The organism is Mycetocola sp. 2940 (assembly GCF_040548835.1).
Lineage (GTDB): Bacteria > Actinomycetota > Actinomycetes > Actinomycetales > Microbacteriaceae > Mycetocola_A.
In genome coordinates, this window is the sequence record NZ_JBEPSK010000003.1 from 269,170 (window position 1) to 286,662 (window position 17,493).

At 68.4% G+C, this 17,493-nt stretch carries 16 protein-coding genes; 10 read left to right on the top strand and 6 right to left on the bottom strand.

Going from position 1 to position 17,493, the window contains the following annotated elements; translation table 11 throughout:
• The first annotated feature begins 69 nt into the window (after positions 1–69).
• A complete protein-coding gene (locus tag ABIE24_RS06095; RefSeq protein WP_354497773.1) occupies positions 70–1,497 on the top strand; it encodes a lipase maturation factor family protein in 1,428 nt (475 codons plus the stop codon).
• Positions 1,498–1,780: 283 nt separating this feature from the next.
• On the opposite strand, the gene ABIE24_RS06100 is transcribed toward ABIE24_RS06095, so the two are convergent.
• A complete protein-coding gene (locus tag ABIE24_RS06100; protein ID WP_354497775.1) occupies positions 1,781–2,113 on the bottom strand; it encodes a hypothetical protein in 333 nt (110 codons plus the stop codon).
• A gap of 195 nt (positions 2,114–2,308) precedes the next feature.
• Here ABIE24_RS06100 and ABIE24_RS06105 point away from each other — a divergent pair, with 195 nt between their 5' ends.
• Together ABIE24_RS06105 and nhaA are read left to right on the top strand one after the other, a co-directional pair.
• Positions 2,309–3,874 carry a CYTH and CHAD domain-containing protein gene (locus ABIE24_RS06105; RefSeq protein WP_354497777.1) on the top strand — a complete coding sequence of 522 codons (1,566 nt, stop codon included), beginning with the start codon at positions 2,309–2,311 and terminating at the stop codon, positions 3,872–3,874.
• 205 nt (positions 3,875–4,079) lie between these two features.
• Positions 4,080–5,411, top strand: coding sequence for a Na+/H+ antiporter NhaA (gene nhaA / locus ABIE24_RS06110; protein ID WP_354497779.1), 1,332 nt, complete (start codon positions 4,080–4,082; stop codon positions 5,409–5,411).
• A 3-nt stretch (positions 5,412–5,414) separates the two neighbouring features.
• On the opposite strand, the gene ABIE24_RS06115 is transcribed toward nhaA, so the two are convergent.
• Entirely contained in the window at positions 5,415–5,702 is a 288-nt protein-coding gene (locus tag ABIE24_RS06115; protein WP_354497781.1) for a hypothetical protein, read from the bottom strand.
• A gap of 248 nt (positions 5,703–5,950) precedes the next feature.
• On the opposite strand from ABIE24_RS06115, the gene ABIE24_RS06120 reads away from it, so the two are divergent.
• Entirely contained in the window at positions 5,951–7,396 is a 1,446-nt protein-coding gene (locus ABIE24_RS06120) for an APC family permease (RefSeq protein ID WP_354497782.1), read from the top strand.
• Positions 7,397–7,467: 71 nt separating this feature from the next.
• Here ABIE24_RS06120 and ABIE24_RS06125 read toward each other — a convergent pair whose 3' ends face one another.
• The 3 genes from ABIE24_RS06125 to ABIE24_RS06135 all read right to left on the bottom strand — a co-directional run bounded on the left by ABIE24_RS06125 (position 7,468) and on the right by ABIE24_RS06135 (position 10,280).
• Positions 7,468–8,031, bottom strand: a complete 564-nt coding sequence (locus ABIE24_RS06125; protein ID WP_354497784.1) for a PepSY domain-containing protein — start codon at positions 8,029–8,031, stop codon at positions 7,468–7,470.
• Between the two features lie 76 nt (positions 8,032–8,107).
• A complete protein-coding gene (locus ABIE24_RS06130; protein WP_354497786.1) occupies positions 8,108–9,610 on the bottom strand; it encodes a sensor histidine kinase in 1,503 nt (500 codons plus the stop codon).
• The gene (locus tag ABIE24_RS06135; RefSeq protein ID WP_354498123.1) at positions 9,603–10,280 is read right to left on the bottom strand and encodes a response regulator transcription factor; all 678 of its coding nucleotides are present in this window, start codon (positions 10,278–10,280) and stop codon (positions 9,603–9,605) included. Before ABIE24_RS06135 ends, ABIE24_RS06130 begins: the two co-directional genes overlap by 8 nt.
• A gap of 147 nt (positions 10,281–10,427) precedes the next feature.
• Between ABIE24_RS06135 and ABIE24_RS06140 the strand changes: the two genes are divergently transcribed.
• Entirely contained in the window at positions 10,428–11,348 is a 921-nt protein-coding gene (locus ABIE24_RS06140; RefSeq protein WP_354497788.1) for a J domain-containing protein, read from the top strand.
• A gap of 84 nt (positions 11,349–11,432) precedes the next feature.
• Positions 11,433–12,254 carry a nuclease-related domain-containing protein gene (locus tag ABIE24_RS06145; protein WP_354497790.1) on the top strand — a complete coding sequence of 274 codons (822 nt, stop codon included), beginning with the start codon at positions 11,433–11,435 and terminating at the stop codon, positions 12,252–12,254.
• Positions 12,255–12,494: 240 nt separating this feature from the next.
• On the opposite strand, the gene ABIE24_RS06150 is transcribed toward ABIE24_RS06145, so the two are convergent.
• Positions 12,495–13,250, bottom strand: a complete 756-nt coding sequence (locus ABIE24_RS06150; RefSeq protein ID WP_354497792.1) for an IclR family transcriptional regulator — start codon at positions 13,248–13,250, stop codon at positions 12,495–12,497.
• A 129-nt stretch (positions 13,251–13,379) separates the two neighbouring features.
• On the opposite strand from ABIE24_RS06150, the gene ABIE24_RS06155 reads away from it, so the two are divergent.
• The 4 genes from ABIE24_RS06155 (at position 13,380) to ABIE24_RS06170 (ending at position 17,405) form a co-directional block, all read left to right on the top strand.
• A complete protein-coding gene (locus ABIE24_RS06155) occupies positions 13,380–13,703 on the top strand; it encodes a nuclear transport factor 2 family protein (RefSeq protein WP_354497794.1) in 324 nt (107 codons plus the stop codon).
• 117 nt (positions 13,704–13,820) lie between these two features.
• Positions 13,821–15,278, top strand: a complete 1,458-nt coding sequence (locus tag ABIE24_RS06160) for a flotillin family protein (RefSeq protein WP_354497796.1) — start codon at positions 13,821–13,823, stop codon at positions 15,276–15,278.
• A 187-nt stretch (positions 15,279–15,465) separates the two neighbouring features.
• Entirely contained in the window at positions 15,466–16,350 is an 885-nt protein-coding gene (locus tag ABIE24_RS06165; protein ID WP_502916246.1) for an ATP-grasp domain-containing protein, read from the top strand.
• Between the two features lie 80 nt (positions 16,351–16,430).
• Positions 16,431–17,405 (top strand): NAD(P)-dependent alcohol dehydrogenase, encoded by a 975-nt coding sequence (locus ABIE24_RS06170; RefSeq protein WP_354497800.1) that lies wholly within the window; start codon positions 16,431–16,433, stop codon positions 17,403–17,405.
• The last annotated feature ends 88 nt before the right edge of the window (positions 17,406–17,493 follow it).

A 17,493-nucleotide genomic window follows, 5' to 3' on the forward strand; every position in this document is an offset into this window, starting at 1 on the left:
ACGCGCCGTCGCCTCGCCAGTCTCAACCCGTTGAAGCAGCGCCGCCGCGGGTCTAACGTCGGCTGAGAGATGGAGTGGTTCGCCGCCGAGGACTATGAGCTCGCCCGACAGGTCCTGCAGCGCGGTATCGCGGCGCTGTACCTGATCGCGTTTGTGTCGGCGGCGAACCAATTTCCGGCGCTGCTGGGTGAGCACGGACTGTTGCCGGCTCCGTGGTTCCTGCGCCGGATCAGCTTCAAACAATCGCCGACTCTGTTCCACCGGGGCTACACCGATGACCGCCTCCTCGCCGTGGCCGCGATCGGCGCGGGCATCTCAGCCACGCTCATCGTCGGGCTCCCGCAGTCCGGGCCGCCGTGGCTGCCGATGGTCGCTTTTCTCGTGATCTGGGTCGGGTACCTCTCGATCGTCAACATCGGCCAGACCTTCTACGGATTCGGCTGGGAGAGCTTGCTGCTCGAGGCCGGGTTCGTCGTCGCGTTTCTCGGTTCGGACCAGGTCGCGCCTCCGCTCCTTGTTCTCCTGTTCGTGCGCTGGCTGGTGTTCCGGCTCGAGTTCGGTGCCGGCATGATCAAAATGCGCGGCGGGCGCGAGTGGCGCGACTTCACCGCCCTGATGTACCACCACGAAACACAGCCGATGCCGAACCCGGTCAGTTGGTTCGTGCACCACCTGCCGAAATGGTTCCACCGCGGTGAAGTGCTCGGGAGCCACTTCGCGCAGCTCGTCGTGCCGTTCTTTCTGTTCGCGCCGCAGCCCGTGGCATCCATCGCGGCGACGATCATCATCCTCACCCAGTTGTGGCTTGTGTTCACGGGCAACTTCGCCTGGCTGAACTGGATCACCATCGTGCTCGCCTTCTGCGCGATCGACGACGAGACGCTGCGGGCGGTGCTGTCGTTCGAGGGGCTCGCCACCGAGTATCCGCCCACCCCGTTGTGGTTCGACGTGCTCCTGATCGCGGTGACCGCGTTCCTGCTCGTGCTCAGCTGGAAGCCGCTCGCCAACCTGTTCGCCCGGCACCAGCTGATGAACGCCAGTTTCAACCGGTACCACCTGGTCAACGCGTACGGCGCGTTCGGCACCGTCACGAAGGTGCGGACCGAAGTGATCGTGGAGGGCTGCGTCGACGAGCGGCCGGGACCGGACTCGGAGTGGATCCCGTACGAGTTCAAGGGCAAACCGGGCAACGTGAGGCGGATGCCGCCGCAGGTCGCGCCGTACCACCTGCGCCTGGACTGGCTGATGTGGTTCCTCGCGCTCGGCTCGACCGACTCCCGGTGGTTCCAGATGCTGATCGTGAAGCTGCTCGAGGGCGACCGGCGCACGCTCAAACTGATGGGCCGGAACCCGTTCCCGGATGCTCCGCCCCGCTGGATCCGCGCGCGTGCGTTCCGTTACCGCTATTCGACGTTCGCCGAACACCGGCAGACCGGGGCGTGGTGGGTGCGCACCCCGGTCGGCACCCTCGTCGACCCGGTGGCGCTGCCGCGGTGAGTGCGCCGCCCGCCGCTCGGTCTGGTGCCTGGGCGCATCCGTCTCCGTCGCCGGCGCGAGTGTTTTGGGCGCGCGCGGCAGCAGTTGCGCCCGCGCCCGACTGGAAGACCAGCGCCACGCTGCTCGCGGTGGACGCGCTGGTGCCGCAGGGGCCATTCAGCAGCGGTGGGTCCGGCTGCTCGGTCTGTGCCTGGGCGGCATCCGTTCTGCCCAGGTCACCTGTTTCGGTCGAGATCACCCGGCGTACCGGGTGATCTCGACCGCAACGGGTGACCTCGGGCGGCTAGCGGGCGGCGCTGTCCTCGGACGACTGGCCCGCGTTGCCGTTGCCTTCGCCCAGGCCGGTGCCGTCGCCGATGCCCTCATCCGCGCCGAAACCGGCGTCGCCGACGGAGTCGCCGGCGTTCGAGAGGCCTTCCTCGCCCGGCACCTCTGCATCGCCGGCGTGGTCGAGCGCCGAGCCGCCCGGTGCGACGCCGCCGACGGAGCTGTCGGAGTCGTCCTCACCGGGAACGTGGGACTGCACCCCGGGCGTGGAGCTGTCCACGGTGTTGATCGGGTCGTCGCTGAGCGGATTGTTGTCGCGGCCGAAGTCGCCTGCATCGTTGGAGGTCATGGGGCGACAGTATTCCGGGGTCGCCCGCCGGGGCGAGGCCTTGACGCGGGGCGCGACCACGTGGCATCCGCTTTGCTCAACGACAACGGCTGGACTCTCGCGAAACTCCAGCCGTTTTCGTCCGAGTAGGGCGCCCAGCAGGGTGACGGATGCCACGGGTGGCCGCGGAGCCGCCGAACGACCGAGAATGGGGGCATGACGAACATCGCCGAGGCCGGCCACCACTCGCAGAGCGAAATCGAGCGCAAGTATGACGTCGAGGAGGGCGCGAGCGTTCCTGACCTCAACGCCGTCGACGGGATCGCCGCGGTCGAGATCCGCAAACCGGTCAAGCTCGAGGCCGTGTACTACGACACCGAGAACCTCGACCTGGCGGTGCGGCGCATCATCGTGCGGCGGCGCACGGGCGGCGGGGACGCCGGCTGGCACATCAAGAAGCCGGCGGCTGAGGGGCGCACCGAGCTGCACTGGCCGCTCGGCGACGACACCGGAACGGTGCCGGATGCCATCCTCGAGCCGATCCGCGCCTGGGTGCGCGACCGTGACCTCACCCCGCTGGCTCGCATTGCAACGCGGCGCACCGCGCTCCACCTGCTGGATGCCGACGGCAACGGCGTCGTCGAGATCGCCGACGATGAGGTCACGGCCACCGACGTGCGCAACGGCGGCAAGCGGAGCTGGCGGGAGTGGGAGGTCGAACTCCTCGGCGCCGCCCCCGACACGGAGGAGGGACGCACCGCCCTCCTCGATCAGATCGAGGGCCTCCTCGCCCCCGTGGGCGCTCACCCGTCGTCGAGCGTCGCGAAGATCGCGCGGGCCCTCGGCGCGGATTCGCTGACCGAGGTCCTTCCCGAAGCGCGGTTGGTGCACGACATGACTGAAGACGCTGCTGGCGACGCTGCCGGCGGAGCGGCATCCGTGGTCCTCGTTGCGGCGATCGGCGACCTGGTGAACGCCCTCGAGCAGACCGACCCCGCCGCGCGGGCGGACGAACCCGATGCCGTGCACCGCATGCGCACCATCGTGCGGCGCCTGCGCAGTGTGCTCGCGGCCTACCGCTCGCTGTTCGACCGGAAGGTCACCGACGATCTCCGCGACCGGCTCGGCCGCATCGGCTCAGCCCTCGGCGACGCCCGCGACCTCGAGGTGCGGGCCCTCCGCGCCGAGGCGCTGCTCGACGAACTCGGCCAACCCGAAACGGATGCCCGCGAACGCCTCGTCGACGGTGCCCGCGAGCTCTACGCCAAGGCGCACGCCCACCTCTGCACCGTGCTGTCGTCGCCGGAGTATTACCGGCTGCTCGACGACCTCGACGCGTTCGTGGCGGACCCGCCACTGACCGACGCCGGCGCCAAGAGCGCGAAGAAAGTGGTGAAGAAGGTGCTGGCGCGTGAGCTCCGGCGGGTTCAGAAACGAGCGGATGCCGTCGAGAAAGCGAGCGGGGACGACCTCGAGTCCCGGCTGCACGAGGTGCGCAAAGCCGGCCGACGCCTGCGCTACGCCGCCGAGGCGGCCGAGGCCGCCGGGGTGGGGCGGTCGGCCTCCGTCGCAGCCGCCGGTGAGCGGCTGCAGGACACCCTCGGCGAACACCGCGACTGCGTCCTGTTCGGTGGACACCTGTCGCGCACGGCCGACCGCGCCGAGGCGGCCGGGGAGAAGACCGCCGTCTACGCAGCGCTGGCCGAGCTGAGCACGCGGAGCGGCACGGCGGCGCTCGCCGAATCGACGCGAGCCCTGGCGGACGTGCGCCGCCTGCGCTGACGCTGGCGGCCGCGCCGCGGCATCCGACCGGAACTGCGCGTAACTCCGCCTCGACGCCTTGCGAAGGTCGCTCCGGGGGGTGCGCCGGGTCGCTGGCCCCGGTTTGGGCGGAGTTATGCGCAGAGCCACGGTTGTAGAGTGGATGCCGGTGCGCCGGGAAGTCTGGTCGGCAACGTTTTGTCGACCCGCGCAGCAAGGAGTCCCCGTGGCCAACATCCCGCCGAAACCCAGCCGCAGCCTGATCGGCCACGGAAGTTACGCCGAAGCCGTGCGGATCGGCGACATCCTCCGCAAAGAGACCGTCGGCGGGCTGCTGCTCGTCGCCGCGGCCGCGATCGCCGTGATCTGGGCCAACTCGCCGGCAGCCGACACCTACTTCGCGATCCGCGACTTCACCATCGGGTACGTACCGTGGCACCTCGAACTCAGCCTCGGCGCCTGGGCATCCGACGGACTTCTCGCCATCTTCTTCTTCCTCGTCGGGCTCGAGCTGAAGCGCGAGTTCGTCGCCGGTGACCTCAGCCAGTTCAGCAAGGCGGTCATCCCGGTCGCCGCGGCGGCGGGCGGCGTCGTCGTCCCGGCCCTGATCTACGCCGCGATCAACGCCGGCGACCCAGCGATCCGGGGCTGGGCCATCCCGACGGCGACCGATATCGCGTTCGCGGTTGCGGTGCTGGCCATCATCGGCTCACACCTGCCGAGCGCGCTGCGGATCTTCCTGCTCACCCTCGCCGTCGTCGACGACCTCATCGCCATCACGATCATCGCCGTGTTCTACACCGAAGAGATCTCCGTGCTGCCGCTCGTGCTCTTCGTGATCCCGGTCGCGGTCTACGCGTTCCTCGCGCACCGGTACCGCCGCTTCTTCAGCGTCCACCCCAGCGCTGCGTGGCTGATCCTCCTGCCGCTCGGCGTCGTCGCGTGGGCGCTGCTCCACGCCTCCGGTGTGCACGCCACCATCGCCGGCGTCGTGCTCGGCTTCGCCGTGCCGGTGCTCCGCAAAACGGCCGGCGGCGATCCTGAGGCCGGCCCCGGTCTCGCGGAGATCTTCGAGCACCGCTTCCGCCCGATCTCGGCGGGCTTCGCGGTTCCGGTGTTCGCGTTCTTCGCCGCCGGCGTCGCGCTCGGCGGCTGGGAGGGTTTCACCTCCGCGCTCGCCGACCCGGTGACGATCGGCATCCTCGTCGCCCTCGTCCTCGGCAAACCGGTCGGCATCGTGGCGACCACCTGGCTGATGAGCCGTTTCACGCGCGCCCGGCTCGACGCCTCCCTCGCCTGGATCGACCTCGTCGGCATCGGGTTGCTCGCCGGCATCGGCTTCACCGTCTCACTGCTCGTCGCCGAGCTGAGCTTCGGCCTCGGGGCTCTCTCCAACGACCACGCCAAGGTCGGCATCCTGGTGGCATCCGTGCTTGCCGCCGTGCTGGCATCCGTCGTGCTGATCAGCCGCAACCGCATCTACCGCCGGATCGAAGCGGACGAGCAAGCGGATGCCGACAACGACGGCATCCCGGACGTCTACCAGCGCGAAACGTGACCGTCAGCTGATGCCGGCGTTGCCCTCGAGGTCGAGTTCGTCCGGGTCGACCTCGATGTCGCCGACATCGTCGGGTCCGCCAGTTCCGGGCAACAGGTTCACGTTGCTGGCGTCGATGTCCTTGTCGTTGAGCGCCTGGGACTCCTGAAGCTGCTCAGTCTCGCGACCGCTCGACGGGCTGTATGACTTGTCTTTGTCGGTCTGGTCGGAGTCGCTCAGGTTGCCGCCGGTGGGTGACTGGTTCACCGGGTCGCCGCTGGGGTTTTTGCCGTTCAGTGTCTCGTCGCTCATGCAACCGAGGCTACGGGCGGCCATTCCACCTGAGAACCCCCTTGCGTTTCGGGTGCGGTTGCAAATGGCGTCCGGCGGGGCACCGAATGTTCGGTCGGCCCGCAGGATTCCTCCCGCCGCAACCCAGCCGCGCGTAACACGGGGTCACGAGGGCCGGTAACACGACGAAATGTACGCTTCGTGCCCTCCGCGGCGCCGCTACGTTTGCGGGCACCAAGCGCCCATCCCCGGACCCGATCGGACCCCTCATGTCAACGACCATCCTCGGCACGGAACCTGCACCGTCGCCGGGCGCCGCAGCACCGTCGCGCACGCTGCGCGGATCGCTCGGCGTCGCCAGCATCGTCTTCATCGTCGTCGCCGCAGCGTCACCGCTGGGCGTCATCGGCGGACCCGTTCCGCTCGGCATCGCCTTCGGCAACGGCGCCGGCTTTCCTTTCACCTTTCTCGTGGTCACCGCAGTCCTGCTGCTCTTCGCCGTCGGGTTCACCACGGCGACCCCGTTCGTGAAGTCCGCAGGAGCGTTCTTCGCGTACATCGACAAAGGGCTTGGGAGAAGCGTGGGGATCGGCGCAGCCTTCGCAGCGCTCCTGTCGTACATCGCGCTCGAGGCGGGCGTGTTCGGTCTCTTCGGACCCGGCTTCGACGCCCTCCTGCAGAGCTACGGGCTCCCCGCCGCCCCCTGGTGGCTGTACGCCATCGTCGGTTTCGTGGTCGTCTCGGCCCTCGGCTACTTCAACATCAACCTGTCGGGCAAGGTGCTCGGGGTTCTCCTCGTCGCCGAGGTCGCCATCGTGGTCGTGCTTGACGCCGTTGTGATCTTCTCGGGCGGTGGGCCTGAGGGGTTCTCCACAGGCATCATCACGCCCACCGAGATCGTCTCAGGAGCGCCCGGCTTCGCCGTCCTGTTCGCGATCCTCAGTTTCGTCGGCTTCGAGGCCACCGCCGTGTTCCGCGATGAGGCGAAAGATCCTGAGCGCACCATTCCTCGCGCCACCTACATCTCGCTCATCCTCATCGGCGTGTTCTACACGGTATCCAGCTGGGTGCTCATCACCGCGAACGGGGAAAGCGACATCGTGACCACCGCGGGCGAGAACGCGGGCAGCATCCTTGCGACCACAACCGAAACCTACCTCGGCACCGTCGGCGGCCACATCATCCAGATCCTCTTCGTCACCAGCCTGTTCGCGTGCATTCTCTCGTTCCACAACATCGGGTCGCGGTACATCTTCGCTCTTGCCAAGAAGGGGGTCTTCTCCGAGCGGCTCGCGCGTCCGCACACCAGGCACGGCTCGCCGGCGCTCGCCTCGCTCGCCACGTCGGCGGTCGTCGCCGTGCTCACGCTCGCGGCGGTTCTGCTCGGACTCGACCCGATCACGCAGTTCTACACGTGGCTCGGCGGGATCTCGGCCGTCGGCGTCGTCGTGCTGCTGGTGCTCACCAGCATCTCGGTCATCCTGTTCCTTCGCCGCGAGGATCACGGGCTCGGTCGGTGGAAGACCACCGTGGCTCCCGGGCTCGGGCTGCTGGGGTTGCTCGCGTTCTTCGCGATCATCCTGCAGAACCTGCCGGTGCTCGTGGGCGAGACCTCCTACGGTCCCTTCTCGTGGGGGATCCTCGCGCTGTTCGCCCTCGCCTTCGCACTCGGGCCGATCGTTGCTCGCACGCGGAAGGGTGTCGACCTGTCGTAGGACTCGCCGCACGTCACAACACGCAGAAGGGGCCGGGCGCACAGCGCCCGGCCCCTTCTGCTGTCTCGTGGCTAGTTGTCGTCACTGCCCTTGTCGTCACTGCCCTTGTCGTCGCTGTCGTCGACGTTCACGACGGCGAAGTCCTCATCGAGTTCGACCTCGACCTCGGTGCCGTCCTCACGGGTGATCTCCACCTCGAAAGCGCTGGCGCCGTCATCACTGCGGTCCACCTCGGTGACGGTGCCCGGAGCCTCGGCCAGCGCGGCCGCCTCGGCGCTCGTGCGCTCTTCGTCGGTCACAGCGCTGTCGCCAGTGTCATCGGTGCCGTCGTCGTCAGAAGAGTCATCCGAGTCGACTCGCACGACCTCGAACGAGCTGTTCAGCCACAGGTCGACGGCGCTTCCGTTGTCGAGCGTGACCTCGACCTCGTAGCCACCGTCGTCGCTCTCAGAATCGGTCACCTTTCCTTCACCGGTTTCGGCGAGGGCGGCCTTCGACGCCTTCTCGAGTGTCGAGCCCGTGAGGGCCTTGTCGTCCTCGGCATTCGAGCCGCTGACGGCGACGGCAGCGCCGGTTCCTCCGAGCACGAGTACGGCTGCGAGCGCGGATCCGATGATCACGGTCTTCTTCTTCATGAGGGCCTCCTTGTGGCGTTTGTTCCACTGTGCCCGGCAGCCGCTGAAGCCAGCCTGAAGCATCCTGAAGGCAATTTCAGGAAGTCGAATCGGATGCCGGCATCCGCACCTCGAACCGCGCGCCACCCAGCCCGCTCGCGGTCGCGACCACCGAGCCGCCGTGCGCCAGGACGATCTCTCGCACGATGGAGAGACCGAGCCCGCTGCCGCCGGACTCGCGGGCACGGGCCTCGTCGAGCCGGACGAAGCGTTCGAAGACACGCTCCCGGTCGCCGTCGGGGATCCCGTTGCCGTCGTCGGACACCGCCAGCAGCACCTGCCCGTCCGTCTCCGACAGCTCGAACCGCACCGAGCCGGCGGCGTGCCGGGCGGCGTTGTCGGCAAGGTTCCGCAGGGCCTGGCCGAGGAGGCCGACATCGCCGAGGACCCGGGCCGGGCCCACCGAGCCGGTGTCGATCATCAGAGCCGTGGTGTCCTTGAGCCGGCGCGCCTCGGTGAGCACGAGGTCGTCGAGGTCCACGGCGGTCCGGCTCGCCGCGAGGGCGTTCTCGTCGGCCTTGGCGAGCACGAGCATCCCCTGCACGAGCCGCTCCAGCCGGGCACCCTCGTCGAGCACCACGTCGCTGAGCTCGCCGACACCCACCCGATCCGGATGCGCCTGGGCGACCTCGGCGTACTGCCTCATCGACGCGAGCGGCGATTTCAGCTCGTGCGAGGCATCCGAAATGAAACGACGCTGGGTCTTCTGTGACGCGTCGAGCCGGTCGAGCATCCGGTTCATCGTGGTCGCGAGCCGGCCGATCTCGTCGCGGGACCCGGGGTCGGCGACGCGCCGGTGCAGGTTCGCGGATGTCACATCGTCGACTTCGCGTCGCATCCGTTCGACGGGGCGCAGGGCGCGCCCGACGACGAACCAGGTGGTGAGGGCGACGAACAGGAGCAGAACCGGCAGGGCGACCGCGAGCAACCGGGTGACCGTGGCAATGGTTTCGCCGACGGCGGCGATGCTGCGACCGGTGACGATCGAGAGGTCGCCGGATGTCGCGGCGACGGTGAGGAACTCGTCGCTCTCGCCGGGCAACGGCAGGGTCGTCGCCTCGTCGGTCGGGGCGCGGATCGTTCCGATGCCCGTGGCGTTCTCGCTGGCTGCGACGACGGTTCCGGCACCGTCGACCACCTGGAAGAACGCCTCGTCATCGTCGTAATTGGCGAGAAATTGCTCGGTGCTCTGCGTGATCGGGTTGTCGTCGCTGTCGGCCGCGTCGTCGCCATCATCGGAGCCGGAGTTGTCGTCGGAGCCGGCGTCGTCGGGGTCCTCCGGGTCGTCATCCGGGTCGGCCGGTTCAACGGCCGGTTCTGGAGCCTGCGACACCGAGTCGAGGCCCGAAATCTCGACCCGGTTCACGAGGTCGTTGAGGCCCTGCTCGGCGGTCGCCTGCACTCCGTCGCGGAGCGAGCTCTGCAGCAGAACGACGAACCCGGCCGCCCCCAGAAGCAGCGCGACGGCCACAATTGCGGTCGCGGCGAGCACGATCCGGGTGCGGAGCGAGACGCGGCGGGCGCCCGGGCCGTCAGCCACCGTTCGCTGCCAATCGGTATCCGGCACCGCGGAGGGTTTCGATCGCCTCGCGGCCGAACGGGCGGTCGAGTTTGTTGCGCAGGTGCCGCACGTACACCTCGACGATGTTCGGGTCGCCCTCGAAGTCGAAATCCCAGACGTTGTCGAGCACCTCGCGCTTCGACACGACCGTGCCGAGGTTGCGCATGAGGTATTCGAGCACCGCGAATTCGCGGCTGGTCAGGTCAATCGTCGCTTCACCACGCCACACCCGCCGAGCGGCAGGATCAACCCGGATGTCACCCGCCTCCAGCACCACAGGACGCTCCGCCGCACCCCGCCGGACCAGCGCCCGCACGCGCGCGAGCAGGATCGCGAACGAGAACGGCTTGGTGAGGTAGTCGTCGGCGCCGGTGTCGAGGGCCTCGACCTGGTCCCATTCGCCGTCCTTGGCGGTGAGCATGAGGATGGGCGTCCAGTTCTTCTCGGCGCGCAGGGTCTCACAGACCCGGTAGCCGCTCACGCCCGGCAGCATGATGTCGAGCAGGATCGCCGCGTACTGGTTCTCCCGCGCGAGCCAGAGCCCGTCGGTGCCGGTCGGCGCGACGTCGACGGCAAAGCCCTCCGCCTCGAGTCCGCGGCGCAAACCGTCGGCGAGCCGGGTTTCGTCTTCGACCACGAGCAGCCGCATGCCGATCACCTCCCCGCTCATTCTGCCCGAGCCGCGCTGAAGCGGGGCTGAAGGGGTGTCGCCGGATGCCCCGTCCATTTCGAGAACACCTCCCAGATTTCCTCGGTATCGTCGGAGCTGCAGATTCCTCCACCCGAAAGCGAGCGGATGCCAGACAGCCCGATCTCGGCGACGCCATACGAGGTCCTCGGCGTCAGCCCGACGGCCGGCCAGGACGAGTTGCGTCGCGCCTACCGCAAGCTCATGCGCGAGACGCACCCGGACACCGGCGGCGACGCCGTGCGGTTTACCGCCGTGCAGCTGGCGTGGGAGCGCATCGGCACGGTCGAGGGTCGCGCCGCCTACGACCGCGGCCGCGCGACCGGGGCGGCGTCAGAAGAACACCACACCTGGGCGGCATCCGCGGCCAGACCGCAGGCTGATTCCCGTCCGCGGGCGCGTTCGTACGGGCATCCGGGCGGCTGGCGGCGGGAACGGTACCTCCGGCTCATGCGTGAGTGGACCGGCCGCGGTGTCGAAGCCGACCCGTACGACCCGGCCCTCGTGCGCACCGCCCCGCGGGAGCTGCGACACCTTCTCGCCGACGCGCTCGCCGAGGAGGCCACCGCCCGCAACCTCGCTGAGCTCGGCCTCGGCTTCACCGTCTGGCATGACGTCGCCACCGGCGCTCCCGATGAGAAGATCGACCACGTCGTGCTCGGGCCGACCGGGCTGTTCGCCCTGCTCTCCGAGGACTACGGCGACGCCGTCAAGATCAAGCGCGGTGAGCTCATCGGTGAAGCACTCGCGGGCGAGCGGCCCATGCACGACCTCGCCACCCGGGCCAAGGTGTTCAGCCGGTCGTTGCGGGTGAAGTTCACGGGGCTCGCCATCGTGCTCCCCGACAATGCCCTCGAGGCCCCGTATGTGCAGCTCGGCAGCACCCGCGGCGCGGCAACCCTGGCCATCCGGGCGTCGTTCCTGCCGGGATTCCTCCGGGCCGGCCTCCCCGACCTGACCCGGGCGGGCGGCAACGAACTCTTCGACCTGCGTACGCGGCTTCAGAACGGCATCCGCTTCGTGGAGTGACGCCGTCGCGATCCCGTTCGGGGGATGCAGGGGGGTTGACGCGGCTCAGTACTGTCGATACAGACAGCTACACAAGGGAGTTCCGTGACCGCCAACGCCACGAGCATGCGCCAGCGCCACGCCGCGCAGGCCGTCCTCGAAGAACTCTTCGGCGACGAGTCGCACCGGGTGGAGCGCGGTCGCCTCGCCCGCGTCTTCGGCCGGCCACCCCTCACCCCCAGTGGCATGGCCTGGTATCGGGGCGCCCAGGGTGAGATCGCGGTGGGTCGGATGCTCGACACGCTGCCCGGGGAATGGACCGTCTTCCACGCGCTTCCGGTGGGGACCAAGGAGTCCGACATCGACCACCTCGTCGTCGGTCCCGGCGGTGTCTTCACGATCAACACGAAGCATCACCGCGCCAAGCCGGTCTGGGTGGCGAACCGCACGCTGATGGTGTCGGGGCAGAAGCAGCCGCACATCCGCAACGCGGAGTACGAGGCCGCGCGGGTGACGAAGCTCGTGCACGCCCGGCTGGGCTTGTCCGGGAGGGTGTTGCCGGTCGTGGCGATCCACGGCGCCGCTTCGATCGTCGTCAAGGAGCGGCCGGATCTGGTCGCCGTCCTCGACGCCCGCCGGCTGCGGCAGTGGCTGCTCAAACGTCCGGTGCAGTTCGGCCCCGAAGAACTCACGCGCATCGTCACCCTCGTCGACGACCCCGGCACCTGGCGCACAACCGCGTCTGCCCCGTGCGACCAGATGCTGGCCCGATTCGATGAGCTCGACGGCGACGTTCGCCGGGCGGCCACCCGGCGCTCCTTGTGGAGTTTCGGCACCCTCGTCGCAGCCGGAGCTGCGCTTCTTGTCGCTGCCCCACCGCTCCTGACCGCGGTGTTCACGTCGGCGACGACCAGTCTGATGCCGTAGGGCTGAGTCTCCGCGAGTGAGGGGGCCGCGCTGTTGGCACGAACCCCCTCCCCGGACGATGTCGCGGTGTGCGAATTCCGCGACATCCCTCTTCCCCCCGAAAGACGAGTCCTGCAACGGACCGTCTGAGCGCACGTCGTGCGCAGGTGCAGCAAGTGCACCCCGCGCATACGCTGCCGTCTGACGCTAGTCGGGATGACGGCATCCGACCACCCTCGGATTTTCAGATGGTGAAAATGGTCAGCCGAGCCGGTCCGCGGCGACGCTCAGTGACAGGCGTGACGCGGCCGCCTGCATCCGCTTCACCAGCTGCGCGACGTCGACGGGCGCGCTGTCGGCCGGGGCAGTGATCGCGAGCGAGCCGATCAGGCCGGGGGCCTGCACCGGCACTGCGAGGCAGTTGAATCCGACGAGGTACTCCTCGACGTCGACCGAGGCGCACCGGTGCGCATCGAGTTGCTGCAACAGCACGGTGCGGTCGCCGATCGTGTTCGGCGTGAACGTCTCGAGCGGATGCCGTGACAGGTAATCGAGGCGATCCTCGGTCTCGAGATCGCCGAGAATGCGCTTGCCGAGTGCTGTGGCGTGGGCGCTGTGCTGCAGGCCGACCCAGAACTCGAGGCGGGGGTGCTGGGGATATTCGACGAGATCCACCGCTTCGATTTCGCCGTCGCGCCACCGCGAGAAGCAGGCGGCGGCGCCGAGGTCCTCGCTGATGGCTCGCAGGGCGGTACGGATCCGGGCGAGGAACACCCCATCGGTCTCCTGGGGGAACAGGCCCGGGAACCGGGGCCCGAGGACGATGCCGTCGGGCTCGTGGGTGAGGAAGCCCTCGTGCACGAGGGTGCGGACGATGTTGTACGTGGTGCCGAGGGTGAGCCCGGCCTGTCGGGCGATGACCTTGACCGGGAGCGGCCGCTGAGCGTTCGCCACAATATCGACCAGCGCGATAGCGCGCTGGACCGAGCCGAGCAGCGTGCCGTCGCGTTCGGTCATCGAAGAACCCCCGCTGATCAGGCTAGCTATCTTTGTGCGCGTGGTGTTCCCGTGGACCCCGGTGTTCGCCATTTACGGCTCCCCCGTTCGGGGTCTAACGTGAGTGTCACGCGAGAGAGAGGAACCGAGATGGCTTCCACACTGCCTGAGCCGGTGGCGCGACTTGTCGCCGCGGCGAACTCCGGAGACACGCAGGGATTCCTCGACACTTTCGCCCCGGACGGCACCGTGAACGACAGCGGGCGCGTCTTCACCGGTCGCGATGAGATCCAGAACTGGTCGGATGCCGAATTCCTCGGCGTGCACGTCACCCTCGATGTGACCGCCGACATCACCACGGGCGCATACACGACGTTCACGGCGATCGTCGGCGGCGAAGGGTTCACCGGCAAGCGCCACTTCAGTTTCACGGTGGAAGACGACCTCGTGCAGGAGATGACGATCTCCGCCTGACCCCCAACTCGCGGGAGCTAGCTCCCTCCCGAAGACGGGGTATCGGGCGCTGCCGGCTCGAAATGTCGCCCCACTAGGCTGGGGGCGCCGTCGGGACCGCCGGCATGGAGGGGAATCATGGAACTGCTCGCCGTCTTGTTCAGCCCGGTCGTCTTTGCCATCGTGGCTGCCGTTGCCGCTGTGTTCATCATCATCGGTTTCATCCAGAGCCGGTACAAGATCGCGCAGCCCGATGAGGCGATCATCGTCACCGGTCGCCGGGCCCGCAAGTCCGTCGGTGCGGACGGTCGCACGATCACCGACCTGACCGGTCAGAAGGTGGTCCAGGGCGGCGGCGTCTTCGTCGTTCCGTTCCTGCAGAAGCAGTTCTCGATGTCGCTGCGTTCGCGCGCCATCGGCATCCAGGTCGTCGCGCAGACGCGCAACGGTGTCACGATCCGCATCGAGGCCGTCGCCGTGGTCAAGGTCGGCGACAGCGACTCCGCGATCCGCTCGGCAGCCCAGCGGTTCCTCGGCCAGGACAAGCACATCGAACCGTTCACCCAGGAGGTGCTGTCCGGTTCTCTGCGGAGCTCTATCGGTAACCTCACCGTCGAGGAGATCATCCGCGACCGGGCCGGCCTCGCCGAGCAGGTCATCGAAGCGGCCCGCACCTCGCTGCTCAACCAGGGTCTCGACGTCGACACGTTCCAGATCAAGGAGATCGCCGACGACAAGGGCTACATCACCGACCTCGGTCGTCCGGAGCAGGCACGCGTGCGCCAGGCCGCCGAGATCGCCGAGTCCGTGTCGGAGCGTGCCTCGGAGCAGGCCCGCATCGAAGCCGCTGAGGCGATCGCCGACGCCAACCGCGAACTGTCGCTGAAGAACGCGTCGATCAAGATGGAGACCGACAAGGCGCTCGCCGAAGCCGAAGCAGCCAAGCCGCTCGCCGAGGCGTTCGCGCAGCAGGGCATCCTGCAGCAGCGCGAGATCACCGCCCAGCGCGAGACCGCCCTGCGCGAGCAGCAGCTCAACGCCGACGTGCGCAAGACAGCGGATGCCGAGTCGTACCGGATCCGCCAGATCGCCGAGGCGAACGCGGCCCAGGTCATTGCAGAGGCGAAGGCCGACCGCGACCGACGGATCGCCGAAGCCGAAGCAACCCGGGCCGAGGGTGAAGCCGAAGCGGCCGCGATCTTCGCCAAGGGTGAGGCGGAGGCTCGCGCGACCGAACTGCGCGTGGCCGCGCTTCGCGACGAGTCCGAGGCCCTGCTGCAGCAGCGCGCCATCGAGATCCTGCCCGAAATCGCCCGGCAGCTCGCGGCCCCCTACGGCGCGATCGACAACCTCACGGTCATCTCCACCGACGGAGCCTCGCACCTGTCGAAGCAGGTGGTCGGCAACGTCGCCGAGGTCACCCAGCTGCTCAAGGACTCCACGGGCATCGACCTCGCCGCCCTGCTCAACGGCTTCGTCGGCGGCCGGTCGTCGGCCGCCGGAGCCTCGCTCCCGGTCAGCTCCGGATTGACCAACGGCAACGGGCACGGTCACGCGGCGGCCCCCGCTGCTGCTGCTGCTTCGCCCGCCGAGTAGGCGCCACGGCGCGGGTGTTCTGGCAGCGCGCGGGTGCAATTGCACCGGCGCTGCGCGATTACACCCGCGCGACCCGAACAATCCTGGGATAGCGTCGGCACCGCGACGAGGCTTGCCCTCGCTGGAATAACTCGGTGAAATGATGAGACCCGCGGGGTTCGGCCCCGCACCCCTCAAAGGACACCCGATGCGTGTGGCGGTTCTCACTTGCCGGAAGCTCCCACGGTTCGTGACGTGGGAGATCACCGATCTGGATGCCCTGTTCGCTGACGACAGGATGCTCATCGCCGCCCTCCACAGGCACGGAGTGGCCGCCGAACCGGTGGTGTGGAGTGACCCGGACGTCGACTGGAACGCGTACGACGTCGCTCTGATTCGCAGCACCTGGGACTACATCGACGAGCGGGCCCTGTTCCTGTCGGTTTTGGACACGATCGAGGCGTCGTCGTGCCGGCTGTTCAACGCTCGGGATGTTGTCCGCTGGAACAGCGACAAGTCGTACCTGTTCGACCTGGAGTCCTGGGGAGTCCCCATCGTTCCCACGGTGACGGCAGGGAACTTCGCGGAGCACCCCGCCGGTCGCGACTGGGACACCGTCGTGATCAAGCCGACCGTCGGCACCGGGGCATCGGATGTGTCCCGGGTGGAGCGGAACCGGATCGATGAGACGCTTGAGCGGCTGTCCGCCGGCGGTGTGCTCGACGAGTACCTCATCCAGCCGATGGTGGACTCCGTGGTCGACGAGGGCGAATGGTCGTTCATCGTTCTGGCCGGCCGGTTCAGCCACGCCCTGCTCAAGAAACCCGCCGCCGGCGACTATCGCACCCAGGGCATCTACGGCGGCACCGTGCTGCCGGTGGTTCCTCCGGCCGAGGACATCCGCCTCGCCGAGAACATCCTCGCCGCCGTGCCGCACGAGCTGTTGTACGCCCGGCTCGACCTCGTCAGGGTCGACGGCACGCTCGCCATCATGGAGCTGGAGCTCATCGAGCCCATCCTCTACTTCAGCCTGGCGCCCGAGCGCGTCGACCGGCTGGCCAGCGCCGTGATCGCCCGGGCCGGTATGTCCTGATCCCCTCCCCTTTTCAGATCGCCCCTTTGTTGGGACACTTCAGACAGGCGGGTAGGGCGATGTACTGACGAGGAGTTCTCATGAAGGCTGTAGTCCAGGACACATACGGTGCGCCCGACGTTCTCTATGTCGAGGAGCGCAACTCGCCGACGGTTCATGACCGCGACGTGCTCATCCAGGTACGCGCCGCTGGTGTCGACGCGGGCGTCTGGCACGTCACGGCCGGCAAGCCCTACCTGATTCGACTGTTCGGCTTCGGTCTGCGGGCACCGAAACAACGGACTCCGGGGCGGGATGTCGCGGGGCTGGTCACCGCGGTCGGCAGCGAGGTGACCAGGTTCAAGCCGGGCGATGAGGTGTTCGGCACCACCCTCGAGGGCAGCTTTGCCGAGTTCACCCGCTCCACCGAGGACCGGCTGGCGCTGAAGCCGGAGACCGTCAGCTTCGAGCAGGCAGCTGCTACTCCGGTGTCAGGGTCTGCCGCACTGCACGCATTGCGCGACGCCGGCCGGGTGAAGGCGGGCGAGAAGGTTCTGGTTCTCGGTGCCGGAGGTGGCGTCGGGTCGTTCGCCGTGCAGATCGCGGTCGCCCTCGGTGCGACGGTCACCGGTGTCTGCAGCGGGACCAAGGTCGACTTCGTTCACTCGCTCGGCGCTGCACATGTGATCGACTACGAGCAGGAAGACTTCACCGACCGCCCCGAGCGATACCACCTCATCATCGACACCGCCGGGCACAACTCGCTCTCGCGCCTGCGTCGGGCGCTGGTTCGCTACGGCACCGTCGTCATCGTCGGCGGTGAAGGTGGTGGAGCCCTGCTGGGAGGCTTCGGCCGAACGCTCCGGGCTCCCGTGGTCTCCGCCCTTGTGCGCGAGCGGATGGTCGGCCTGATGTCGGAGGAGGACCAGCCCGCCCTCGAGACGCTGCGCGGCATGCTCGCCGACGGCAAGATCATCCCGGCGATCGACAAGGTGTTTCCGCTCGAGGAGGCAGCCTCTGCGATCGAATACCTCCACGCCGGCAACCCGCACGGCAAGGTGGTCCTGACTGTCTGAGCGCCCTTGGCTTCGGTCGCTTCGCTCCCTCCAGCCAGCGGAGGGAGGTCAGATGGCCGGGCGGAGAAGGGTGAGCAGCCGGGCGGTG